The following is a 23,921-nucleotide window of genomic DNA, read 5'->3' on the forward strand; positions in this document are numbered from 1 at the left end:
ACCGGCACCTGAATGTTGTTCCCGGCCACCACGCCGGAGGAGTCCTCGGTGGTGCCCACCGCGATCGAGTCAGCGAGTGCGGGGGCGCCGGACAGGGACAGAATGCCCGTGGCGGCTGCCGCCGCGAACACTCCCCTGCTCAGGGTCTGTCGCAATGTGGTTATCTTCCTGCTTGAAGAACTCGGAAAGCCGGCCCTGGCACGGAGATCGATGTCCAAGGCCGGCCATGGCATAGCCGGGAAGCCGGCACGGGCGTCCGCCGGCAATGGCTCCCTGCCCCGGGCTGTCGCCCGTCGGAGCACCGCAGAACGTGAGTCGCCCGTCCGCCCAGCATCGCTACGTGTTCGGCCCTCGGTTCACCGGCGGGATTTCCTGACGGAAAATCCCGTGTGCCGCGGACGGAGCAGGCGACGGTGCGAGCGCCGTGAAAGCGGCCGCCACCGGCATACCACCGACAGGGGCTGCGGCCGCTTCGGCGGCCATTGCCTTCTTGAGCACTGCGCGTTCCTTTCTCGAGGCGTCGCATGCCCTACTGCTTCATCAACCCGACGCTCGGGAATCGGTTGCGCAGGTTCACCCGGTTGGCCCGATGTGGCAAGAGGAAAGGACCGGAAAGGCAGGAGCGGGCGCAGGGCCGCTAGGACACCACGTCCTTACGGGAAAAACCCCGGAAGGCCAGCGCGAACAGCACGAGCGCGTACGTCACGGAAATCGCGGTGCCCTGGATCATGCCCGACCACTCGGGGCGCGGCTGCACGGCGTCCGCCCAGGCGAACTGCCAGTGCGCCGGCAGGAAGTCGCGCCATCCGCCGAGGGCGGTGACCGCGTCCAGGACGTTGCCGACGATGGTCAGGCCGACCGCGCCGCCGACCGCGCCGAGCGGGGCGTCGGTCTTCGTGGACAGCCAGAAGGCCAGTGCGGCGGTGACCAGTTGGGAGACGAAGATGTACGCCACGACCACGACCAGGCGTCCTGCCGCCGTCCCGGGGGCGAGTGAGCCGCCGGTGGGGATGGCCAGCGGTCCCCAGCCGTAGGCCACCGTGCCGACGGCGAGGGCCACCAGCGGCAGCAGCACCATCGCGGCGAGGCTCAGGCCGAGGCCGACGACGAGCTTGGAGGCGAGCAGCCGGGCGCGCGGCACCGGAGCGGCGAGCAGATAGCGCAGGGAGGACCAGCCGGCCTCCGAGGCGACGGTGTCCCCGCAGAACAGGGCGACGGGGATGACGAGCAGGAAACCGGCCGACACGAACAGGCTGACGGCGGCGAAGTTGGCGCCGGAGGCGGTGGCCGTGTCCATCAGCGTGATCCGGTCGGCGGGGCCGTCCGGCTCGCCGCCGATGGCGAAGGCGACGAGCAGGACGAACGGCAGCACGGCGAGGATCGCGCCCATCACCAGCGTCCGGCGCCGCTTGAGCTGACGGACCAGCTCCACCCTGAGCGGCAGGGTGTGGCCCGGCCGGTAGCCGGGGGCGGCCTCGGCGGGCCGGGTGCCGCGGGCCTGCCCAGGGCGCTCGGTGAGCGTGCTCATGCGGAACCTCCGATCAGGGTGAGGAAGGCGTCCTCCAGGCGGCGGTGCGGGCCCACCGAGGACACCGGCACCTCCAGCCGCACCAGCTCCGCGACCAGGCGGGACGCGGTGCCACCGGCGTCGAGCCGGACCAGGAGACCGTCGTCGGTGCGGACGGCCGAGGCGACGCCCGGCAGGGCGGCGACCTTCTCGGCGACGGGTTCCTCCACGGGCGTGGCGGTGCCGACGAGGAGGGTGTCGCCGGAGCCGACGATCTCGCCGACCGGGCCCGCCTGGACGAGCCGGCCGCGGTCCATGACCACCAGGTGGGTGCAGGACTGCTCGACCTCGGACAGGAGGTGGCTGGAGACGATGACGGTGCGGCCGCCGGCGGCGTACCGGATCATCACCTCGCGCATCTCTCGGATCTGCGGCGGGTCGAGGCCGTTGGTCGGTTCGTCCAGGATGAGCAGGTCGGGCAGGCCCAGCATGGCCTGGGCGAGGGCGAGTCGCTGGCGCATGCCCTGCGAGTAGGTGCGGACCGCGCGGGCCAGCGCGTCGCCGAGGCCGGCGATCTCCAGGGCCTCGTCCAGGTGGGCGTCCTCGGGCGGGCGGCCGGTCGCCCGCCAGTACAGCTCCAGGTTCTCCCGGCCGGACAGGTGCGGCAGGAAGCCCGCGCCCTCGACGAAGGCGCCGACCCGCGAGAGCACCGGGGCGCCCGGCCGCACGGCGTGGCCGAAGACGCGGATCTCGCCGGCGTCCGGCCTGATCAGGCCCATCAGCATGCGCAGGGTGGTCGTCTTGCCGGCGCCGTTGGGCCCGAGCAGGCCGAGGACCTGGCCCTTTTCCACCCGGAACGACAGCTCGCGCACCGCGTACCGGTCCGCCGACCCGGCGTACCGCTTGCCGAGGCCGGTGATCTCCAGGGGCACGTCGGCGAGCGCCGGGTCCGGGGCGGGGGTGGCGGTGCGGCGGCGGCCGGTGAGCAGCAGCGCCAGCGCGGTCGCGGCGCCCGCGACGGGCAGCCACCACACCCACGCGGGCAGCGGGGCGGCGGCGGTCGTCACGCCGGGTGCCGTGGGCACCCGGAGGCCGCCTTCGAGGGAGACGGTGTAGGTCGCCGGGGCCGCCGGGGAGGCGTAACCGAGGTCGGTGGAGGCGAGGACGAGGCGGAGCCGGTGGCCCTTCTCGACCTCGTGGTCGATCGCCGGGAGAGTGATCGTGACGTCCTTGCCGGCCTTCGCGTCCTCGACGCGGACGGGGGCGACCAGCTGGGCGGGCAGCACCTGGCCGGTGCCGCCGGGGCCGACGTCGTACACCTTGGCGAACAGCACGGCGTCGTCGCGGGTGGACCGGACGTGGACGGTCACCGTGGGCGATCCGGTGATGCGCAGGTCGTCGCGCAGGGGGGCGGACTCGAACCGGGCGTGCTGGCCGGGGAAGTCCAGCGAGACCCCGACGCCCAGCGAGGACAGCTGGGCGAGTCCTCCGGAGCCGCCGAGTCCGGGCAGGGCGGAGACGGCGGGCGGACTGGCGCCGGCGGGGTTGTCGAAGCGCTGTTCGCGGCCGTCCAGGGCGATGGTCCGCCGTCCGTTGTCCAGGCCCGGGTACCGGTCCGCGCTCGCACCCCTCAACTGTGCCTCGCCGTCGGTGGAGTCGACACCTCCGGTGCGGGTGACCCGGAAGGCCGGGCCGGTGCCGGCGCCCTTGTCGTCCTTGAGGTGGCGGTCGAACCACTGCCGTACGCGGCTGTGGACGCGGTCGGTCTCCATGTCGCCGCCGTCGTGTCCGCCCGCGATCCAGTCGACGTCGACGGGGGCGCCGTTGGCGCGGATCGCCTTCGCCGCCGCGTCGGCCTGGCCGAGCGGGAAGAGGGAGTCGGTCTGGCCCTGCACCAGCAGGGTGGGCACCTTGATGCGGTCGCCGACGGCGGACGGCGAGCGGGCCTCCAGCAGCGAGCGCGCCTCGGGGTCCGGCCGCCCGGACTCGGCGACCCGGTCGTACATCCGGCACAGCCGGTCCTCGAACTCCCGGCAGCCGCCGCCGGAGTTGACGAAGATGCCGGCCCACAGCTTCTTGAACACGCCGTTCGGGAACAGGGCGTCCGCGAGGTTCCAGTAGGTGATCGCCGGGGCGATGGCGTCCACCCGGTCGTCGTACCCGGCGGACAGCAGGGCGACCGCGCCGCCGTAGGAGGCGCCGGCCACGCCCACGCGCGGGTCGCCCTTGCCGTCCAGCCGGACCTGGGGCTGGGCGGCCAGCCAGTCGAGCAGGCGGGAGACGTCGGCGACCTCGCCGTCCGGGTCGTTCAGCCCGATCTTCCCGGTGGACCGGCCGAAGCCGCGCGCCGACCAGGTGAGCACCGCGTACCCGTCCCCGGCCAGGCTCTCCGCCTGCTCCCGGACGTCGGCCTTGCTGCCGCCGAAGCCGTGCGCCAGCAGGACGGCCGGGCGGCGGCCGGCGGGGCCCGCCGTGAAGTACGAGGTGTCCAGGCGGACCCCGTCGTCCACGGTCATGACCCGGTCGGTGCGGTGCACCGCCGGCGCGTCGTCGTCGGCGACGGCCGTCCACGTGCCGGCGCCGGCGAGCACCACGACGGCGGCCGCGGCGGCGAGCAGCCGGCGCGGCCCCCGCAGCAGCCCGCGCACTCGGGGCAGTCGAAGATCCATGCGCCCAACGGTACGGGCCGCCGCCGGTGACCGGGGCAGCCCGGGGGCTGAACCCCCGCACCTCCCACGGGCGTACGGGCGGGCCGCCGCGTACCGCGGCCGTGGTACGCGGCGCCGGTTCGCGGCGGCCGGCCGGGGCCGTCAGACCCGGGCGTCCTCGGGGATCGACACCAGCCAGCGGGTGTCGCGGCGCGGGCGCAGGTACAGGGCCCAGTACAGGGTGGCGACGGCGGTGATGCCGCCGGTCCACAGCAGGTACTCGGTCTCCTGCTGGGAGAGGACGTAGGCGAGGACCGCGATCAGCAGGACGGGCATCACGGGCCACAGCGGCATCCGCCAGGCGGGCGTGTCGCGGTGGGCGCCGCGGCGGGCGAGGAGGGCGGCGACGGCGACGAGGAGGTACATGCCGGTGACGGAGACGCCCGTGACGCCGTAGAGGGTGTCCAGGTTCACGAAGCACAGCACGGCGCCGGGCACGCCGACGGCGAGCGTGGAGACCCAGGGGGAGCCGAACCGGCCGAGCTTGGAGAAGAGGTTGTTCACCGGCTCGGGCCACGCCTTGTCGCGGGCGGAGGCGAACAGCACGCGGGAGTTCTGGATGACCATGACGATGCCGGCGTTGACGATCGCGAGGGCCACGCAGAGGCTGACGAAGGTGCCGACGGCGGAGTTGGACCAGGCGGTGACCATGGCGCCGATGTCGCCGCCGGTCAGCTCCGCGAGGTCGGAGGCGCCGAGGGTGATGGCGACGACCGGGACCAGGATGATCACGGCGGAGATGCCGAGGGTGAGCAGGACCGTGCGGGCGACGTTGCGGCGCGGGTTCTCCAGTTCCTCGGAGAGGTAGACGGCGGTGGAGAAGCCCTGGGTGACGAAGAGGGCGATGGCGAGCCCGGAGACGACCAGCATGGCCGTCACGGTGTCCGTGCCGCCGCCCGTGCCGGCCACCTCCATCGAGACCAGGCTGCCCGGGCCGCGCTCGCCGTGGGCGAAGCCCAGCACCGCGACCACGGCCGCGGCGATGACCTCCAGGACCAGGAAGACGCCGGTGATCCAGGCGTTGGCGCGCAGGTCGAGCAGGCCGGCGAGGGTGGCGAGGAGCATGACGCCGGCGCCCGTCATCGACGGGTCGAGGTGCACGATCGGGGCGAGGTAGTCGGCCGTGCCCATCGCGATCACCGGCGGGACGATCATGACGACCAGCAGGGAGAGCACGAAGACCAGCCAGCCCGCCAGCCGCCCGGCCATGGTCGACACCATGGCGTACTCGCCGCCCGCGCTGGGGATGAGGGTGCCCAGCTCGGAGTAGCAGAACGCCACGGCGATGCAGAGGAGGGAGCCGATGGCGATCGTCAGGGCGGTGGCGGTGCCCAGCGACCCGAACAGGTCGGGGACCACCACGAACAGCGTGGAGGCGGGGGTCACGCACGAGAGGGTCAGCAGGGTGCCGCCGACGACTCCGATGGAACGCTTGAGTTTCTGGGGACTGCTGTCGTCCGTCGTGCTGCCGGGCGTCGCCGGTGCGTCGGTCTCGGCAGGGCGGAGCGTGTCGGTCATGGAGCGGTTCCGATCGACTCGTGCGGTGATGGTTCGGGCGGGAGCGCTATCGCCTCCGGCGGCTTGGTCGTACGTCGTTCTGGTCCGCTCCCGGCGCAAGATGGAACCCCGACGAAAACCGGCACGTCAATGGCTGTTTACCTACGGAATTCGTTGACCTAAAGGACCTCAACGCTCGAATTCGGCGTCACGGCCCGTACGGTGACGGACCTTTGAGGCGTGCGGGAACCGCAGGCGGTCCGCGAAAAAACCTGCGGCCGTCCGGCGCCCGGACGCTGTCGGTGGGTCCCGGTAGAGTCCCTCGCACAGTTGAATCACAGCGAACACAGCAACGGGTGGGGACTCATGAAGCTGAGGTACACCGCGGCCTGGGTGGGGTTCACGGCGGCGGCGATGGCCGTCACGTCCGCGTGCGGCTCGGAGGGCGCCAGGACGGCCGCCGAAGCCGTGGACAAGGCCGACACGATCATGGCGGCACTGGCGCGCGCGACCGACCGCACCGAGGAAGTGGGGTCCGCCGAGGTCAGGACGATGACCGACCTGGGCACGGGCGAGCCCATCGCCATGGACGGCACCTACTCCTGGGGCGACGGCTACGCCCTCGACGTCGAGATGGACACGAAAGCCGCGCAGCTGCAGGAGCTGACGGACTCCCCGACGGTCCGCACGCTGTTCGTCGACGGTGCCTACTACTACGACATCGACCCGCAGCCCTCCGGCCCGCTCGCGGGCAAGGAGTGGATGAAGATCGACGGGTCGGCGGTGTTCGGCGAGTCGGGTGCCGCCGCCTTCAGCGGGGGCGGCGGCGCCAGCCCCGCGGACTCCCTGAAGGGCCTCAAGTACGCGAGCGACGTCGAGGACCTCGGCAAGGAGACCGTCAACGGCAAGCCGGCGACGCACTACCGGGCCGTCCTCGACGAGAAGGACATGGGCAGGTTCAAGGACGCCCTCGACAGCGCGGACAGCATGCTGGGCTCGGCGGGCGCCGACTCGGTCACCATGGACATCTGGGTGGGGCCGAAGGACCTGCCGGTGCGCCTGAAGCAGGAGTTCGGCGCCATGACGGTGACCATGGACTTCGACAGGTTCGGCGCGACGAAGGAGATCGTCGCACCGCCCGCCGCGCAGACCGGCGACCTCACCGAGGAAGTGAAGGCGGTCGGCGGCCAGCAGGGCTGACAACACCGCACGGCGGCGGCCCCGTCCCACCTCGGTGGGACGGGGCCGCCGCCGTGTGTCTCAGTGGTTGCGCGGGAAGCCCAGGTCCACGCCCGCCGGGGCCTCGGACGGGTCCGGCCAGCGCGTGGTGACGACCTTGCCGCGGGTGTAGAAGTGCGTGCCGTCGTTGCCGTAGATGTGGTGGTCGCCGAAGAGCGAGTCCTTCCAGCCGCCGAAGGAGTGGTAGCCGACGGGGACCGGGATCGGCACGTTCACGCCGACCATGCCGGCCTCGATCTCCAGCTGGAAGCGGCGGGCCGCGCCGCCGTCCCGGGTGAAGATCGCGGTGCCGTTGCCGAAGGGCGAGGCGTTGATGAGGGCCACGCCCTCCTCGTACGTCTCGGCGCGCAGCACGCACAGCACCGGGCCGAAGATCTCGTCCTGGTAGGCCTTCGCCGTGGTCGGCACCCGGTCGAGCAGCGAGATGCCGATCCAGTGGCCGTTCTCGTAGCCGTCGACGGTGTGGCCGGTGCCGTCGAGGACGACCTCGGCGCCCTCCGCCGCCGCGCCGGTCACGTACGAGGCGACCTTGTCACGGTGCGCCTTGGTGATCAGCGGGCCCATCTCCGACGTCGGGTCGTTGCCGGGACCGATCTTGATCTTCTCGGCGCGCTCGCGGATCTTCTCCACCAGTTCGTCGCCGATGGCGCCGACCGCGACGACCGCGGAGATCGCCATGCAGCGCTCGCCCGCGGAGCCGTAGGCCGCCGACACGGCCGCGTCCGCCGCCGCGTCGAGGTCGGCGTCCGGCAGCACCAGCATGTGGTTCTTGGCGCCGCCGAGGGCCTGGACGCGCTTGCCGTTGGCGGAGGCGGTGGTGTGGATGTAGCGGGCGATGGGGGTGGAGCCGACGAAAGACACCGCCTTGACGTCGGGGTGCTCCAGCAGCCGGTCCACGGCCACCTTGTCGCCGTGGACGACGTTGAAGACGCCGTCGGGCAGGCCCGCCTCGGCGAGCAGCTCGGCGATCCTCAGGGACGCCGACGGGTCCTTCTCGCTCGGCTTGAGCACGAAGGTGTTGCCGCACGCGATGGCGATGGGGAACATCCACATCGGCACCATCGCGGGGAAGTTGAACGGCGTGATGCCGGCGACGACGCCCAGCGGCTGCCGGATCGCGGCCACATCCACGCGGGTGGCGACCTGGGTGGACAGCTCGCCCTTGAGCTGCACGTTGATGCCGCAGGCCAGGTCGACGATCTCCAGGCCGCGCGCGACCTCGCCGAGGGCGTCGGAGTGCACCTTGCCGTGCTCGGCGGTGATCAGCTCGGCGATCTCGTCACGGTGCGCGTCCAGCAGCGCCCGGAACCTGAACAGGATCGAGGTGCGCTGGGCCAGGGAGGACTGTCCCCAGGTCGCGTACGCCTCCTTGGCGGCGGCGACCGCGGCGTCCACCTCCTCCACCGAGGCGAAGGCGACCTTGGTCGTGACCTCGCCGGTCGCCGGGTCGGTCACCGGCCCGTACGTGCCCGAGGCGCCTTTGACGGTCTTGCCGCCGATCCAGTGATTGACGATCTTCGTCATGACCGAGAACTCCTTCACAGATGGCGGCGTCGGTTCCAGACGTGCCGTTCGTACAGCTCACGGGCCTCGACCGCCGACGCTCGGGTCGCGGCCCTGGCCACAGGACCATCCCACCAGGCACGGGCCGCGGGCGCGCCCGACACAGTGTCTGCCGTTTCGGTCTCCGCGTAGACACATGTGGGAGTGCTCGCGGCCCGAGTCACGGCGCGGGCCGCGCCGTGACGGTGCGGTGGGCGGGTCCGGACCTCCGGCGCGGGGCCGTAGCGGGCGGGGAGTCGGCGCTCGCACTTCGCTCCTGCCAGGGCGAAGCGGCCTCCCGCGCCGGAGGCGTTCTGGGCCCGGGTGCCGGGAACGGACCGGGCCGGCGAGGCCGCGGCGGTCAGGTCGTACGCCATCGCGTTCCCTTCGTACCCGTCCTTGGGTCCTCTCCGGTTTCTAGCCCCATGGGAGAAGCATGTCAACGTTTTGTCCGGACATACGGACCAGAAAGAGCCAGGTGGCCGCGTGCCCGCGCCGCCTTTGCGACATCGGTGTCACAAACACCCCGAGCGTGTCACGCACGTCACGTTTCCTCGGGTCTTCCGTCACATCCGGGTACGGGCCCCGACCGCGCCCCGCTCCGCGTCGTTCACCCTGCACAGGCTTGCCGATCGCCAGCGCAGCACCCGGCTCCCCCCGGCGTCCGTCCCCGGTCGCCGCCGCGGTGCGTGCGGGGAGGTGCGACTCATGACCGACCGAAGGCTCTGGTCCTACAAGGACATCGCGGCCCACATCCGGGTGCAGCCCGACACCGTGCGGTCGTACCGCAAGCACGGTCTGCTGCCCCCGCCGGACCATGTGGAGCGTGGCAAGCCCTACTGGTACGCGGACACGGTCCGCACCTGGGTGGCGTCACGGCCGGGCAACCGGTCCCGCCGGGAGGACTGACCCCGCCGCCCCGCCCACGCCTGATCGTCGGTCACGGCTCGATGATCGTCACGCCCGCACCGGGTGCCGTCCCCATCGCCGCCAGGGCGGCCGGGGCCGCGTCCAGCGGGATGGTGGCGGTGGCCAGCAGGTCGGGGCGCAGCACTCCGGTACGGACCAGCTCCAGCATCGGCGGGTAGGTGTGCGCGGCCATGCCGTGGCTGCCGAGCAGTTCGAGCTCCAGGGCGACGGCGCGGGCCATGGGGACCGGTGTGGTGCCGGTCGGCGAGGGCAGCAGGCCGACCTGCACGTGGCGGCCCCGGCGGCGCAGGCCGTTCACGGAGGCGGCACACGTGGCGGGGGAGCCGAGTGCGTCGAGGGAGAGGTGCGCCCCTCCCGCGGTGATGTCGCGGACGGCCGCCGCCGTGTCCTCGGTGCGGCCCGCGTCCACGCACTGGGCCGCCCCGAACTCCCGGGCCAGTTCCAGGGCCCGGGGCGAGACGTCGACGGCGACGACCCGGGCGCCCGAGGCCGCGGCGATCATCACCGCCGACAGGCCCACCCCACCGCAGCCGTGCACCGCGACCCACTCGCCCGCGGCGACCCGGCCCTGCTGCACCACCGCCCGGAAGGCCGTGGCGAAGCGGCAGCCGAGGGAGGCGGCCGTCGCGAAGGACATGTCCCCGGGCACGGCGACGAGGTTGACGTCGGCGTGGTCGAGCGCCACGTACTGGGCGAAGGAGCCCCAGTGGGTGAAGCCGGGCTGGGTCTGACGCTCGCACACCTGCTGGTCGCCCGCCGCACAGGCCCCGCAGCTCCCGCAGGCGCAGACGAAGGGCACGGTCACCCGGTCGCCGGGACGCCAGCCGGTCACCAGGTCGCCCACCGCCTCGACGACACCGGCGAGTTCATGACCGGGGACGTGCGGCAGCGTGATGTCCGGGTCGTGGCCCTGCCATCCGTGCCAGTCGCTGCGGCACAGCCCGGTGGCCGCGACGCGGACCACGACCCCGTGCGGCGCCGGCTCCGGGTCGGCCACCTCCCGCACCTCGGCCGGTTCCCCGAACCGCTCGAACACGACCGCCCGCATACGCCCTCCTCACCGGCCCGTCCCCTTCCGGAGCACCGGACACGTGCCGCGACTTCCCGGGGGAACGCTAACGGTGTGCCCCGACCGTGTCGCGAGCGCCCTCCTCCACGGGGGCCGGCGCGGCCGGCTCGCCCTCGCTGAGACCGAACCGCCGGTGCAGGCTCCGCAGCGGGCCCGGCGCCCACCAGGTGGCTCGCCCGGTCAGCCGCATCACCGCGGGGACCAGGAGACTGCGGACGATCATCGCGTCCATGAGGACGGCGAGGGCGATGCCCAGGCCGAGCATCTTGGTGTTGGTCACGCGGGAGGTGCCGATGGCGACCATCACCACCGCGAGGATGACCGCCGCGGCCGTGATCAGCCCGCCCGTGCGCTGCAGTCCGTGCCGCACCGCCTGGCCGTGGTCGCGGGTGTGGTCGTACTCCTCCTTGATGCGGGAGAGCAGGAAGACGCCGTAGTCCATGGAGAGGCCGAAGGCCACGCAGAACATCAGGACCGGAAGCGTGGTCTCTATGGAGCCCGGGCTGGTGAAGCCGAGCAGGCCGGAGAGATGGCCGTCCTGGAAGACCCAGACCACGGCGCCGAACATCGCGGTCAGGCTGAGGGCGTTGAGCACCACGGCCTGGAGGGGTATCAGCACGCTGCCGGTGAGGAGGAAGACCAGGAGCAGGGTGACGATCGCGATGAAGGCGGCGGCCAGGGGCAGGCGCTCGGCGATGGCGTCCTTGGAGTCGACCAGGACGGCCGCCACACCGGTCACCTTGGTGTCGAACGGAGCCTCCACACCGCGCAGTTCGCCCACCAGGCGCTGGGCGGGCTCGTCCACGGCCTCGCCCTCGGGCAGCACCGTGAAGTAGGCGGTGTCGCCCTTCACCAGGGGGCCGTCGACGCGCTGCACGTCGGGCAGGGCGGCGATCCGGTCCCGGTAGGCGCCGTACTGCTCCTGGGTGGCGCGTCCTTCGGCGAGGACTTCGAGGCCGCCGCCGGGGCTGCCCGGGAAGCCCTCCCGGATGTGCTGCTGCACCACGTGGGACTCGGCGGTGCTCGGCAGCTGGCGGTCGTCCGCGGTGCCGAACTTCACGCCGAGGAAGGGCAGGCCGAGCAGGACGAGGACGGCGGTGGTGGCCAGGGCGAAGAAGGGGGCGCGGCGCATGACGAGCGTGGCGGTGCGGGCCCAGCCCGTGCCCTCCCCGGCCGGCGAGGCCGCCGCCTGCGCGGGGGCGGCCGGCCCACGGCGCCGGAACAGGCGCCGCAGGTCCAGTGCGTCGACCCGGTGGCCGAGCAGGACCAGGGCGGCCGGGAGCAGGATCAGGGCGGCGGCGGCCGCCAGCAGCACCACCGCGATCCCGGCGTAGGCGAAGGACCGCAGGAAGTACTGCGGGAACAGGAGCATCGCCGCCAGGGACACCGCGACCGTGAGGGCGGAGAAGAGCACCGTGCGGCCGGCCGTGCGCAGGGTGGTGCCGACCGCTGCGGGCGGCTCGGCCCCCGCCGACAGTTCCTCCCGGAAGCGGCGGACGATGAACAGCGCGTAGTCGACGGCGAGACCGAGCCCGAGTGCCGTGGTGAGGTTCATCGCGAAGACGGAGACGTCGGTGAACTCCGTCAGTCCGCGCAGCACGGCGTTGGTGCCGAGGATCGCGACGATGCCGATGCCGAGCGGCAGCAGCGCCGCGACCGCGCTGCCGAAGACCATGACCAGCAGCACGAGTGTGACCGGCAGGGCGATCAGCTCGGCCCGCAGCAGGTCCTCCTGGATGATCGTCTGCATCTCGTGCCGGACCGCCACGGGCCCGCCGACGCTCACCTCGACGGGGCCGTGCGTGCCCCGGTAGGAGGGGGCGATGCGGTCCAGGGTCTCCCCCATCGTCTTCTCGTCGCCCGTGACGCGGGCGGCGATCAGCGCCTCGTGGCCGTCCTCGGCGCGCAGGGCGGGGGCGCCGGACCGCCAGTAGGAGCCGACGCCGGTGACGCCCCGCTCGCCGGCCAGGCGGGCGGTGAGCCGCTCGGCCTCGGCGGCGACGGCGGGGTCGTCGACCGAGGCGCGCCCCGCGTCGAGGAGGAGCAGGAGGTTGGGCTGGGAGTCCGGGAACTCGCGCTCCAGCGCCCTGGTCGCGTAGGTGGAGTCGGCGGCCGGGTCCTCCCAGCCGCCGCTGCCCAGCCGGTCGGCGACGCCGCCGCCGGCCAGCACGGCGAGTGCGGTGAGGAGGAGGGCCGCCAGCAGCGACAGCCGCGGCCGGGCGGTGACGAGGCGGGTCCAGCGCCCGAGGTGCGCGGGAGGCGCGGCGCCGGCGCGCCGCTGCGGCCTGTTGACTTCGGTCATCGTGCGGTGTCCCCTTCACCGTGACCCGTGCGCCGGTGTCCGGACAGGCGGCATGGGTCCGCCATTGCCATAGACTGGCAAACACGAGAGATCGCTCGCGTTTCTCCAGAATGCGAGCGGCCGCTCGTGTTTGTCAATCGCGTTCGGGGAGCTGGGGACGAAACAGGTGTCCGACCACCAGGAGAAGGAACAGCCGCGCCGCCGCCAGGCCCGCGGCGAGCGACGGATCGCCCAGCTGCTGGAGGCGGCGGCCTCCGTCTTCTGCACGACCGGCTACACGGCCGCCAGCACCAACGCCATCGCCCGCGAGGCGGGCGTCTCCCCCGGCACGCTGTACCAGTTCTTCCCGAACAAGGAAGCGATCGCGATAGAGCTGGGCGACCGGCTGATGCACGAGATGCGGGAGACGTACGGCGAGGCCCTCGCCACCGTCGACCCCGCGACCCCGCTGGAGGAGGCCGTCGAGACGGCCGTCGACCGCTTCGTCGACTTCAACTGCCGGCGCCCGGTGTTCTTCGCCCTGATGCACGGCCCCGACACCCCCGGCCGGATCGCCGAGGCGCACGACGCCCTGCACGCCACCCTGGTCTCCCGCATCGAGACGCTGCTCTCCGGGTTCCTGCCCGACACGCCCGCCGCCGACGTCAACCGGATCGCACACGTCTGCCTCGGCATCTACAAGGCCGGTCTGGAGCTGGTCCTGGCCCACGAGGGCGCGGAGCGCGAGGCGTACGTCCGGGAGCTGAAGGACGTACTTCTGCGCTACCTCGCACCCCTGGCGCACCGAACTCTTACCCCCTAGGGGTATGGTGGAGATGTGTGGCCCGGGGTCGCCGTGATCCCGCCAGGGTCACGGGTACCCCAGACCTGCACACCAGGACGAGGAGTAACGACATGAGCACCCAGACCGACACCCCGGGTTCCGTCACCACCGTCTACAAGGTGAGCGGGATGAGCTGCGGGCACTGCGAGGGCGCCGTCTCCGGCGAGATCTCCGAGATCCCCGGCGTCGGCTCGGTGAAGGCGATCGCCTCCACCGGCGAGGTCACCGTCGTCTCCGAGGCCCCGCTCGACGACGAGGCCGTGCGCGCCGCCGTGGACGAGGCGGGCTTCGAGCTCGTCGGCAAGGCCTGAGCGGCGCGCCCAGGCACCGCCGGGAGCGCCCGGCACCCCCCTTTCGACCGGGCCGCGCCACGCACGGCCCGGTCAGTCGTCTGGAGCCCGGAGCATGACCACCACCACCGCAGGAACCCCTTCCACCGCCGCGGGAACCCCCTCCGCCCCCGCCGGCCCGGACGCCGGGCCCGGCCTGGCCGAGGTCGAGCTGATCATCGGCGGCATGACCTGCGCGTCCTGCGCCGCCCGGGTCGAGAAGAAGCTCAACCGCATGGACGGCGTCACCGCCACGGTGAACTACGCCACGGAGAAGGCCAGGATCACCCACCCCGCGACGACCCCGGTCGCCGAGCTGATCGCCACCGTCGTGCGGACCGGGTACACCGCCGAGGAGCCCCCGCCGCCGCAGCCGCCCGCCGGCGAGGAGACGCCCCGGGCGGCCTCCGGGGAGGACGACCCCGAGCTGTCGGCCCTTTGGCGGCGCCTCGTCGTCTCCGCCCTCCTGGCCGCGCCCGTCGTGCTGCTCGGGATGGTCCCGGCGCTGCAGTTCGACAACTGGCAGTGGCTCTCGCTCACCCTGGCCGCGCCCGTCGTCGTCTGGGGCGGCCTGCCCTTCCACCGCGCCGCCTGGACGAACGTCCGGCACGGTGCGGCCACCATGGACACGCTGGTCTCGCTGGGCACGCTGGCGGCGTTCGGCTGGTCCCTGTGGGCGCTGTTCCTCGGCGACGCGGGCATGCCGGGCATGCGGCACGGCTTCGACCTCACCGTCTCCCGCGCGGACGGCGCCTCGGCGATCTATCTGGAGACCGCCGCCGGCGTCACCGCCTTCCTGCTGCTGGGCCGCTGGCTGGAGGCCCGCTCCAAGCGGCGCGCCGGGGCGGCGCTGCGAGCGCTGATGGAGCTGGGCGCCAAGGACGTGGCCGTACTGCGCGACGGCCGGGAGGTGCGGATCCCGGTCGCCCGGCTGGCCGTCGGCGACCGGTTCGTCGTACGGCCCGGCGAGAAGATCGCCACCGACGGGACCGTCGTCGAAGGTTCCTCCGCGGTGGACGCCTCCCTGCTGACCGGCGAGTCGGCGCCGGTGGACGTGGGCGTGGGGGACGCCGTGACCGGCGCCACGGTCAACGCCGGGGGCCGGCTGGTCGTCGAGGCCACCCGGGTCGGCGCCGACACGCAGCTGGCACGGATGGCGAGGCTGGTGGAGGACGCGCAGAGCGGCAAGGCCGAGGTGCAGCGGCTCGCGGACCGGATCTCCGGGGTCTTCGTGCCCGTCGTGCTGCTGATCGCGGCCGCCACCTTCGGCGGCTGGCTGGGGGCCACCGGTGACACCGTCGCCGCGTTCACCGCGGCCGTCGCCGTCCTGATCATCGCCTGCCCGTGCGCCCTGGGCCTGGCCACCCCGACCGCGCTGCTGGTCGGCACGGGACGCGGCGCCCAGCTCGGCATCCTCATCAAGGGCCCGGAGGTGCTGGAGTCCACCCGTCGCGTCGACACCGTGGTGCTGGACAAGACCGGCACCGTCACGACCGGCCGCACGACCTTGCACGAGGTGTACGCCGCCGAGGGCACCGACGAGAAGGAGCTGCTGCGCCTCGCGGGCGCCGTCGAGCACGCCTCGGAGCACCCCGTGGCCCGTGCGATCGCGGCCGCCGCCGAGGAGCGGACCGGTGCGCTGCCGGCCGCCGAGGACTTCGAGAACGTGCCCGGTCGCGGTGCACGCGCACGCGTGGAGGGCCACGAGGTGGCCGTGGGACGCCTCCACGACCGGCTGCCGCCCGGGTTGGCCCGCGCCAGGGACGAGGCCGAGCGCAGCGGCCGTACGGCCGTCGTGGTCACCTGGGACGGCGAGGCGCGCGGCGTCCTCGCCGTGGCCGACGCCGTCCGGGACACCAGCGCCGAGGCGGTGGCCGAGCTGCGCCGGCTGGGCCTCAGGCCCGTGCTGCTGACCGGTGACAACCGGACCGTCGCGGAGTCCGTCGCCCGGGCCGTCGGCATCGACGAGGTGATCGCCGGGGTGCTGCCGCAGGACAAGGTCGACGTGGTCCGGCGGCTGCAGGCCGAGGGGCGTGCGGTCGCCATGGTCGGTGACGGCGTCAACGACGCCGCCGCCCTCGCCGCCGCCGACCTCGGCCTGGCGATGGGCACGGGGACGGACGCGGCGATCGAGGCGGGCGACCTGACGCTGGTGCGCGGGGACCTGCGGGTGGCCGGGGACGCGATCCGGCTGTCCCGGAGGACCCTCGCGACGATCAAGGGCAATCTCGTGTGGGCCTTCGGCTACAACGTGGCCGCACTGCCGCTGGCCGCCGCGGGCCTGCTGAACCCGATGATCGCCGGGGCCGCGATGGCCTTCTCCTCGGTGTTCGTGGTCACCAACAGCCTCCGCCTGCGGGCGTTCCGCTGAGGCCGGGGCGGGGAGTGCCTCTGGAGTCCTGCACGCGCCTCACATAAGCTCTTCACAAGGCTCGCGCATCTTCCTTACGCTTGGGTCTCGTTCGCCATATCGGGGCTCTTGCGTATCTAACGGACATATGCAAGAGACGCAGATCACAGTGATGTGAACGTAACCATCGAAGGGGCTCGAAGGTCTAAGTTGGCGATGTCAGGCAGCGTCTTGGGGGGCGCCACCTGGCATCTGGGGATGTCTTGGGGGACCTCCTCAGAGATGCGTTGCCGGGACACGTACACCGGGAAGCTTTGAGCGGCCCTCCCGGGCGTGCGCTGTCCCGGCAGGCCGCAGCGGACAAGCAGCGACACGGCGAGTTCCGCCCGCCGTGCACACACAGCGATTCAGGCGCTGTCCTCACAGACGCCCGGCCGGATCCCGTGGGGGGAATCCGCACCGGGACATGGGAAGGCGCCCTGGTCGTCGGCCCGTGGGGGGACCGGCGCACCGGGGCGCCTTCTGCTGTGCGCCGGCCTCACGAACGCCCCGGAGAGGCCGCGGCGGTACGGGAAAGGCCCCGCACCCGACGAGTCGAGTACGAGGCCCCTGATGAGCGGCGAGGGAAGGCTCAGCGCTCCTCGACCGGCACGAAGTCACGCTCGACCACGCCCGTGTAGATCTGGCGCGGGCGGCCGATGCGGGAGCCCGGCTCCTTGATCATCTCGTGCCACTGGGCGATCCAGCCCGGCAGCCGGCCGAGGGCGAACAGGACCGTGAACATCTCGGTCGGGAAGCCCATGGCCCGGTAGATCAGGCCGGTGTAGAAGTCGACGTTCGGGTAGAGGTTGCGCGAGACGAAGTAGTCGTCGGCGAGCGCGTGCTCCTCCAGCTTCAGAGCGATGTCCAGCAGCTCGTCGGACTTGCCGAGGGCGGAGAGCACGTCGTGCGCAGCGGCCTTGATGATCTTGGCGCGCGGGTCGAAGTTCTTGTAGACCCGGTGGCCGAAGCCCATCAGGCGGACGCCGTCCTCCTTGTTCTTCACCTTGCGGATGAAGGAGTCGACGTCGCCGCCGGCGTCGCGGATGCCCTCCAGCATCTCCAGCACCGACTGGTTGGCGCCGCCGTGCAGCGGGCCCCACAGCGCGTTGATGCCGGCGGAGATGGAGGCGAACATGTTCGCCTGCGAGGAGCCGACCAGGCGGACCGTGGAGGTCGAACAGTTCTGCTCGTGGTCCGCGTGCAGGATCAGCAGCTTGTCGAGCGCGGAGACCACGATCGGGTCCAGCTCGAACTCCTGCGCCGGGACCGAGAAGGTCATGCGCAGGAAGTTCTCGACGTAGCCGAGGTCGTTGCGCGGGTAGACGAAGGGGTGGCCGACCGACTTCTTGTACGCGTAGGCGGCGATCGTCGGGAGCTTGGCGAGCAGGCGGATGGTGGAGAGGTTGCGCTGCTGCTCGTCGAAGGGGTTGTGGCTGTCCTGGTAGAACGTGGACAGTGCGGAGACCACCGAGGACAGCATGGCCATCGGGTGGGCGTCGCGCGGGAAGCCCTTGTAGAAGTTCTTGACGTCCTCGTGCAGCAGGGTGTGCTGCGTGATCTCGTTCTTGAACGCGGTGAGCTCGTCGACCGTCGGCAGCTCGCCGTTGATCAGCAGGTAGGCGACCTCCAGGAAGGTGGAGCGCTCGGCCAGCTGCTCGATCGGGTAGCCGCGGTAACGGAGGATGCCCGCCTCGCCGTCCAGATACGTAATGGCGGATTTGTAGGCGGCGGTGTTGCCGTAACCGCTGTCCAGCGTGACCAGACCGGTCTGGGCGCGGAGCTTCCCGATGTCGAAGCCCTTGTCGCCGACGGTGCTGTCGATCACCGGGTAGGTGTACTCGCCGTCGCCGTACCGCAGTACTACAGAGTTGTCGCTCACGTCTTCCCTCACCGACGTAGTGCCTCATCTTCGAGGTGCCCTGACTGTCTCTACCATCCCCCACTTGGCTCAGGAGAGTGCACTCGGGGTCGACCATCGGGCCTATCGGCGGCACTCAGTGCCGCCAACTTGCTCATACTGCCCCCTCTCATCCCCTTCGGGAAGTGCTCTGTGACCTTTGCGACTCGTTTGATCGATCATTTTTGTCACACCGGCCGAGAGGTTTGAGCAGTCAGGAGCCCGCCAGCCGGAAGTCGAGCGCCGTGCAGCGCCGGCCGGCCGACACCGTGCGCACCGCCTGTCCGATCGCCTTGCGCGACCCGACGAGGACGACCAGTTTCCTGGCCCGGGTGACCGCCGTGTACAGCAGGTTCCGCTGGAGCATCATCCAGGCGCCCGTGGTCACCGGGATGACCACCGCCGGGTACTCGCTGCCCTGGGAGCGGTGGATGGTCACCGCGTAGGCGTGGGCCAGTTCGTCCAGTTCGTCGAATTCGTACGGAACCTCCTCGTCCTCGTCCGTCAGTACGGTGAGGCGCTGGTCCACCGGGTCGAGCGAGGTGACCACGCCCACGGTGCCGTTGAAGACACCGTTCTCCCCCTTCTCGTAATTGTTGCGAATCTGGGTGACCTTGTCGCCGACGCGGAACACCCGGCCGCCGAAACGCTTCTCGGGCACGTCCGGGCGGCCCGGGGTGACGGCCTGCTGGAGAAGGCCGTTGAGGGTGCCCGCGCCGGCGGGTCCGCGGTGCATGGGGGCCAGGACCTGCACGTCCCGGCGCGGGTCGAGGCCGAACCTGGCCGGGATGCGGCGCGCGGCGACGTCGACCGTGAGCCGGCCCGCCTCCTCCGTGTCGTCCTCGACGAAGAGGAAGAAGTCCTTCATGCCGTCGGTGACCGGGTGCTGCCCCGCGTTGATCCGGTGCGCGTTCGTCACCACGCCGGACTGCTGGGCCTGGCGGAAGACGCGCGTGAGGCGGACGGCCGGGACGGGGCTGCCGTCGGCGAGCAGGTCGCGCAGCACCTCCCCCGCGCCGACGCTGGGCAGCTGGTCGACGTCCCCGACGAAGAGCAGGTGCGCGCCCGGCGGCACCGCCTTGACCAGCTTGTTGGCGAGGAGCAGGTCCAGCATGGACGCCTCGTCGACCACCACCAGGTCGGCGTCCAGCGGCCGGTCCCGGTCGTAGGCGGCGTCGCCGCCCGGCTTGAGCTCCAGCAGCCGGTGGACGGTGGACGCCTCGGCGCCGGTCAGCTCGGCCAGCCGCTTGGCGGCGCGGCCGGTCGGGGCGGCGAGCACCACCTTCGCCTTCTTCGCGCGGGCCAGCTCCACGATCGAGCGGACCGTGAAGGACTTGCCGCAGCCGGGGCCGCCGGTGAGGACGGCGACCTTCTCGGTCAGCGCCAGCCTGACGGCCGCCTCCTGCTCGGGCGCGAGGTCGGCGCCCGTACGCCCCTTGAGCCAGCCGAGCGCCTTGTCCCAGGCCACGTCCCGGAAGCCGGGCATCCGGTCCTCGGGAGTGCGCAGCAGGCGCAGGAGCTGGGCGGAGAGGGACAGCTCGGCGCGGTGGAAGGGGACGAGGTAGACGGCGGTGACCGGGTCGCCGCCCTCGGGGTCGGGCACCTTCTCCCGTACGACTCCGGGGTCCTCGCCTTCCTCCGGCTCGGCGGCCAGCTCGCCGAGGCACTCGATGACGAGCCCGGTGTCCACCTGGAGCAGTTTCACCGCGTCGGCGATCAGCTTCTCCTCGGGCAGATAGCAGTGGCCCTGGTCGGTGGCCTGCGACAGGGCGTACTGCAGGCCGGCCTTCACGCGGTCCGGGCTGTCGTGCGGGATGCCGACCGACTGGGCGATCTTGTCGGCGGTGAGGAACCCGATGCCCCACACGTCGGCCGCCAGCCGGTAGGGCTGGTTCTTCACGACGGAGATCGAGGCGTCCCCGTACTTCTTGTAGATCCGCACGGCGATGGAGGTCGACACCTCGACGGTCTGGAGGAAGAGCATGACCTCCTTGATCGCCTTCTGCTCCTCCCAGGCGTCGGCGATCTTCTTGGTCCGCTTGGGGCCGAGCCCGGGGACCTCGATGAGCCGCTTGGGCTCCTCCTCGATGATCTTCAGGGTGTCCAGCCCGAAGTGCTGCGTGATGCGGTCGGCGAAGACCGGGCCGATGCCCTTGACCAGGCCGGAGCCGAGGTAGCGGCGGATGCCCTGGACGGTGGCCGGGAGGAGGGTCGTGTAGTTCTCGACGTGGAACTGCTTGCCGTACTGCGGGTGCGAGCCCCAGCGGCCCTCCATCCGCAGGGACTCCCCGACCTGCGCACCGAGCAGCGCACCGACGACCGTGAGGAGGTCGCCGGCACCTCTGCCGGTGTCGACGCGGGCGACGGTGTACCCGTTCTCCTCGTTGGCGTACGTGATGCGCTCCAGGACACCTTCGAGCGTGGCGAGACGCCGTTCGCCGGGTGCCGCTGCGGACTGGTTGGGCATGGTCCGACGGTACCGGTGGGGTGTGACAGGGGGCGGCCCGGCCATGGGCGGTGAAGACGTCGGAGTTCCGCCGGTACGGCAAGGGCGGTCAGCGGCGGCTTTTCTTCAGGGCTTCGAGGAAGGGGGTGAAGGCTTCGGCCGGGAAGGTCAGGGTTGCCGTGGCCGGGGCCTTCGTGTCGCGGACGGCGGTGCGGGTGGGAGAGACCGCGACTTCGACACAGTTGTTGCCGTCGCCCCCGCCGGAGTAGGACGACTTACGCCAGTTGTCGGGGATGGCCATGGGAACGGCTCATAGCTCCTTCGGTGACTGCTTGAGCGCTTCGAGGAAGGGGATGAAGGCCGATACGGGGAAGGTGAGGGTGGCCCGGGCAGGGGCCTTGGAGTCGCGGACGGCGACGTGGGTGGGTGAGTTTGCGATCTCCACGCACTCGTTGCCGTCGCCCGGGCCCGAGTAGGACGACTTCCGCCAGTTGTCCATGGGGTTCCCCTATAGCTCCTTCGCCAGGCTGTGGATGAAATCACGCGACTGTCCGGGGTCGAGTGACGCCGTCTCCACCTTATGAAAACTCGTCCGGTACGTGTTGAGCTGAGCCTCGGAATCAATGAAGGCCGAGCCGTGCAGCGCGTCGCGGACCACGGTGTCCAGCTTGGGCAGGGGGCCGCCCACGTAGGTCATCGTGCTGGAGGCCCTGGCGAAACCGTCCAGGTCAAGGGGGATGACACGCACGGTGATGTGGTCCGCTTCGGAGAGCTCCAGGAGTCGCGCGAGCTGGGCCCTTGAGGTGGCACGATCGCTGACTCTGATCCGGAGTGCCGCCTCGTGGATCACCGCCTCGTAGGGAATGGTGAACCCCTGGCGCGCCTTGCGGTGCTGGATGCGCAACTCGACTTCCTCGTCGGTAAGTTCCGGGAGTCTTGACGAGAAGACGGCACGCGAGTAGTCCTCGGTCTGGAGCAGGCCCGGTACGTACAGGATTGCCACGTGGCGGAGGAACCGGGCGTGGTGCTCCAGCTCGGACAGGTCCAGGAACGACGTGGGCAGGAAGCCCCGATACTCCTCCCACCAGCCGTGTGTCCGGTCAGTCGCCATCGCAACGAGGGCGTCGATGAACTCCTCGTCGGTGCAGGCGTAATGGGAGGCGAGGCGGCGAAGTCGCTGCTCGCTCACGCCCGCAAGCGCGGACTCGATATGGGTGATCTGGGCGGGGGCCACGCCGAGCAGCGCAGCTGCCTGGCGGGAGTTGAGACCTGCGGCCTCGCGGAGTCTGCGCAGTTCAGTCGCCAGTCGCATCTGGCGTGCAGTTGGTTCGCGCCTCTTCACCATCGACTGACCCTCCTCACACGCCTGTTGATACGACTCGTTCGGCGTCAGATTACGTGACCGGCTTGCCGCGTCCCTAGATTTAGATCTACCGTCAGTGACGCGACGCACACCGTGCGACACCGGGACATCGGAAGCGCACCGCTCCGTCCTGCCATGACGGCTGCGGCAATGAAACCGATCCCCCTCCCTCATTGACTCCCTCCTGACCACACGGAGTTGACCCATGCCCGACAACGAACCGTGGGAGTACTCCCTCCACATCCCCAACGACCTCCGCGCCGTCACCGTCAGTCGCCGCACGCTCCGGCTCATCCTGACCATGCACGGACTGATCCGGCTCGTCGACGTCGCCGAGCTGCTGGCGACCGAGCTGATCACGAACGCCGTACGGCACACGAAGGGCCCCGCCGCCCTCCGCGTGCGCTGGTCGCCGCCCGGCACCCTGCGGATCGGGGCGTGGGACGCGGACCCCGAACCGCCGGAGCCGCCGGTGCCGTTCGAGCGGGGGGAGGATGCGGAGGAGGGGCGGGGGCTCGCGCTGGTGCGGGCCTGCGCCGACGTGTGGGGGTGGCACCCCCTGGCCAGACACGGCAACCGGGGCAAGTACGTGTGGTGCGAGCTGGGTGCCGCCTGAGGGCGGTGCGGGAACGGCTACGGCCTGCCGAAGGCGGCCACCATGAGCTTCATGGCCACCTCGTTCATGTCCTGCCCCTTCGCGTCCGTGGAGTTGACGCTGTAGACGAGGGTGCGGGAGCCGTCGCGGGTGGAGCCGATGGCCGCGTTGTACCCCCAGCGGCCGCCCGTCTTGCCCCAGACCTCACGGCCGCCCAGCGTCTTCACCGAGAGGCCGACGGAGTACGCGGCCGGCTCCTCGCTCCCGAAGGCCGTCACCTTCGGCACCGTGAACATCTCCTCCAGCAGCGGTCCGCGCACGATCCGGCCCTTGAACAGGGCCTTCGTGAACCTTTCGAGGTCCGCCGTGGTGGAGACGAGGTCGCCGGCCGCCCAGGCCTCCGTCGTCCCCCACACGGAGACGTCGCGCAGGCCGGTCGTCCCGTCGTCCAGCGTCATCGTCTGGTAGCCGTGGTTGTGCGGTCCCACGATGCGCGGGTTCTTGCCGGGGAGGTAGGTGTCGCGCAGTCCGAGCGGCTCCAGGATCCGGCGGGCGACCTGGTGCTCGTACGAGTCGTGCGTGACGCGTTCGATCAGCAGGCCGGCGATGGTGTAGCCGATGTTGAGGTAGTGCTGCCGCTTGCCGGGTGCGAACTCGGGGTCCTTCGACGTCGCCGAGCGGACCAGGTCCTCGGGGTCGTGGATCAGGAAGCGGTTCGCGTACCGCTCCTCGACCGTGGTCCCGGGCAGGTCGGCGGCCGGGATGCCGTGCGTGTGGTCGAGCAGCTGCCGGACGGTGACGCCCGCGTACGACGCCGGGATCAGCTCCGGCAGGTACGAGCGGGCGCTGCGGTCCAGGTCCAGCCTGCCCTCGCCGGCCAACTGCAGCGCGACCGCCGCCGTGAAGACCTTGGTCACCGACCCGACGCGGAAGCGGCCGTCTGGGTCGGCCGGCCGGCCGGTCTTCAGGTCGTGCACGCCCGCGCTGCCCCGCCAGACACCGTCGGCACCCCCGACCCGCACCAGCGCCGCCGTCGTGTCCGCCGACGGGACGGTCGAGAGGGCGGCCTCCATCGCCGTCTCCAGGGCAGGGTCCGAGGAGTGCGCGGAGGCCACGGGCGACGGACCGGCCGCGGCGGCCGGCAGCACCGCCGGCCCCGCCGCGACGCCGAGGACGAGTGCGGCGGCCAGGAGCGTGCGAGTCGTTCTCTTCATGGTCAACTCCGTTGAGGGAAGCGTCGTTCAGGACACCTCCATCCTTGTGACCACGGCGTCTTCGCGGA

At 71.7% G+C, this 23,921-nt stretch carries 19 protein-coding genes and 1 pseudogene; 6 read left to right on the forward strand and 14 right to left on the reverse strand.

Annotated features, from left to right (window positions below; all coding sequences use genetic code 11):
- The 4 genes from H0H10_RS39545 to H0H10_RS02390 all read right to left on the reverse strand — a co-directional run.
- Positions 1-233: chaplin family protein (locus H0H10_RS39545; protein WP_223179274.1), on the reverse strand; the 233-nt coding region annotated here is incomplete at its 3' end.
- Between the two features lie 404 nt (positions 234-637).
- Complete coding sequence (locus H0H10_RS02380; protein WP_188179097.1) at positions 638-1,528, reverse strand: ABC transporter permease; 891 nt, start codon at positions 1,526-1,528, stop codon at positions 638-640.
- Positions 1,525-4,176 (reverse strand): alpha/beta fold hydrolase, encoded by a 2,652-nt coding sequence (locus H0H10_RS02385; RefSeq protein WP_188179098.1) that lies wholly within the window; start codon positions 4,174-4,176, stop codon positions 1,525-1,527. The genes H0H10_RS02380 and H0H10_RS02385 overlap by 4 nt, the downstream gene beginning before the upstream one ends.
- 141 nt (positions 4,177-4,317) lie before the next feature.
- Positions 4,318-5,733 carry an APC family permease gene (locus tag H0H10_RS02390; RefSeq protein ID WP_188179099.1) on the reverse strand — a complete coding sequence of 472 codons (1,416 nt, stop codon included), beginning with the start codon at positions 5,731-5,733 and terminating at the stop codon, positions 4,318-4,320.
- A 345-nt stretch (positions 5,734-6,078) separates the two neighbouring features.
- On the opposite strand from H0H10_RS02390, the gene H0H10_RS02395 reads away from it, so the two are divergent.
- Positions 6,079-6,912: an SCO4651 family lipoprotein gene (locus H0H10_RS02395; protein WP_188179100.1), complete on the forward strand. Its 834-nt coding sequence runs from the start codon at positions 6,079-6,081 to the stop codon at positions 6,910-6,912.
- A gap of 60 nt (positions 6,913-6,972) precedes the next feature.
- On the opposite strand, the gene mmsA is transcribed toward H0H10_RS02395, so the two are convergent.
- Entirely contained in the window at positions 6,973-8,475 is a 1,503-nt protein-coding gene (gene mmsA / locus H0H10_RS02400; protein WP_188179101.1) for a CoA-acylating methylmalonate-semialdehyde dehydrogenase, read from the reverse strand.
- A gap of 14 nt (positions 8,476-8,489) precedes the next feature.
- Positions 8,490-8,687: pseudogene (locus H0H10_RS39550) on the reverse strand (3D-(3,5/4)-trihydroxycyclohexane-1,2-dione acylhydrolase (decyclizing)); the annotation flags it as partial.
- A gap of 514 nt (positions 8,688-9,201) precedes the next feature.
- On the opposite strand from H0H10_RS39550, the gene H0H10_RS02405 reads away from it, so the two are divergent.
- On the forward strand, positions 9,202-9,402 hold the full coding sequence (locus H0H10_RS02405; protein ID WP_188179102.1) for a helix-turn-helix transcriptional regulator: 201 nt from the start codon (positions 9,202-9,204) through the stop codon (positions 9,400-9,402).
- Positions 9,403-9,433: 31 nt separating this feature from the next.
- Here H0H10_RS02405 and H0H10_RS02410 read toward each other — a convergent pair whose 3' ends face one another.
- Together H0H10_RS02410 and H0H10_RS02415 are read right to left on the reverse strand one after the other, a co-directional pair.
- Positions 9,434-10,471 carry a zinc-dependent alcohol dehydrogenase family protein gene (locus H0H10_RS02410; RefSeq protein WP_188179103.1) on the reverse strand — a complete coding sequence of 346 codons (1,038 nt, stop codon included), beginning with the start codon at positions 10,469-10,471 and terminating at the stop codon, positions 9,434-9,436.
- Positions 10,472-10,538: 67 nt separating this feature from the next.
- The gene (locus H0H10_RS02415; protein WP_188179104.1) at positions 10,539-12,794 is read right to left on the reverse strand and encodes an MMPL family transporter; all 2,256 of its coding nucleotides are present in this window, start codon (positions 12,792-12,794) and stop codon (positions 10,539-10,541) included.
- 166 nt (positions 12,795-12,960) lie between these two features.
- Here H0H10_RS02415 and H0H10_RS02420 point away from each other — a divergent pair, with 166 nt between their 5' ends.
- The 3 genes from H0H10_RS02420 (at position 12,961) to H0H10_RS02430 (ending at position 16,317) form a co-directional block, all read left to right on the forward strand.
- Positions 12,961-13,596 carry a TetR/AcrR family transcriptional regulator gene (locus H0H10_RS02420; RefSeq protein ID WP_188179105.1) on the forward strand — a complete coding sequence of 212 codons (636 nt, stop codon included), beginning with the start codon at positions 12,961-12,963 and terminating at the stop codon, positions 13,594-13,596.
- A gap of 92 nt (positions 13,597-13,688) precedes the next feature.
- On the forward strand, positions 13,689-13,928 hold the full coding sequence (locus tag H0H10_RS02425) for a heavy-metal-associated domain-containing protein (protein ID WP_188179106.1): 240 nt from the start codon (positions 13,689-13,691) through the stop codon (positions 13,926-13,928).
- Positions 13,929-14,022: 94 nt separating this feature from the next.
- Positions 14,023-16,317, forward strand: coding sequence for a heavy metal translocating P-type ATPase (locus H0H10_RS02430; protein ID WP_188179107.1), 2,295 nt, complete (start codon positions 14,023-14,025; stop codon positions 16,315-16,317).
- Between the two features lie 610 nt (positions 16,318-16,927).
- Here H0H10_RS02430 and H0H10_RS02435 read toward each other — a convergent pair.
- The 5 genes from H0H10_RS02435 to H0H10_RS02455 all read right to left on the reverse strand — a co-directional run bounded on the left by H0H10_RS02435 (position 16,928) and on the right by H0H10_RS02455 (position 22,026).
- Complete coding sequence (locus H0H10_RS02435; protein WP_188179108.1) at positions 16,928-18,217, reverse strand: citrate synthase; 1,290 nt, start codon at positions 18,215-18,217, stop codon at positions 16,928-16,930.
- 232 nt (positions 18,218-18,449) lie between these two features.
- Positions 18,450-20,702: an SF1B family DNA helicase RecD2 gene (gene recD2 / locus H0H10_RS02440; RefSeq protein ID WP_188179109.1), complete on the reverse strand. Its 2,253-nt coding sequence runs from the start codon at positions 20,700-20,702 to the stop codon at positions 18,450-18,452.
- A gap of 88 nt (positions 20,703-20,790) precedes the next feature.
- Positions 20,791-20,982 carry a DUF397 domain-containing protein gene (locus tag H0H10_RS02445; protein ID WP_188179110.1) on the reverse strand — a complete coding sequence of 64 codons (192 nt, stop codon included), beginning with the start codon at positions 20,980-20,982 and terminating at the stop codon, positions 20,791-20,793.
- 9 nt (positions 20,983-20,991) lie between these two features.
- Entirely contained in the window at positions 20,992-21,180 is a 189-nt protein-coding gene (locus H0H10_RS02450) for a DUF397 domain-containing protein (RefSeq protein WP_188179111.1), read from the reverse strand.
- A 9-nt stretch (positions 21,181-21,189) separates the two neighbouring features.
- Positions 21,190-22,026, reverse strand: coding sequence for a helix-turn-helix domain-containing protein (locus H0H10_RS02455; RefSeq protein ID WP_188179112.1), 837 nt, complete (start codon positions 22,024-22,026; stop codon positions 21,190-21,192).
- A 223-nt stretch (positions 22,027-22,249) separates the two neighbouring features.
- Here H0H10_RS02455 and H0H10_RS02460 point away from each other — a divergent pair, with 223 nt between their 5' ends.
- On the forward strand, positions 22,250-22,660 hold the full coding sequence (locus H0H10_RS02460; RefSeq protein WP_188179113.1) for an ATP-binding protein: 411 nt from the start codon (positions 22,250-22,252) through the stop codon (positions 22,658-22,660).
- A 17-nt stretch (positions 22,661-22,677) separates the two neighbouring features.
- On the opposite strand, the gene H0H10_RS02465 is transcribed toward H0H10_RS02460, so the two are convergent.
- Positions 22,678-23,853 (reverse strand): serine hydrolase domain-containing protein, encoded by a 1,176-nt coding sequence (locus tag H0H10_RS02465; RefSeq protein WP_188179114.1) that lies wholly within the window; start codon positions 23,851-23,853, stop codon positions 22,678-22,680.
- Positions 23,854-23,921 lie beyond the last annotated feature (68 nt).

This window comes from Streptomyces griseicoloratus, from assembly GCF_014534645.1.
In the GTDB taxonomy this organism is placed as follows: Bacteria; Actinomycetota; Actinomycetes; order Streptomycetales; family Streptomycetaceae; genus Streptomyces; species Streptomyces griseicoloratus.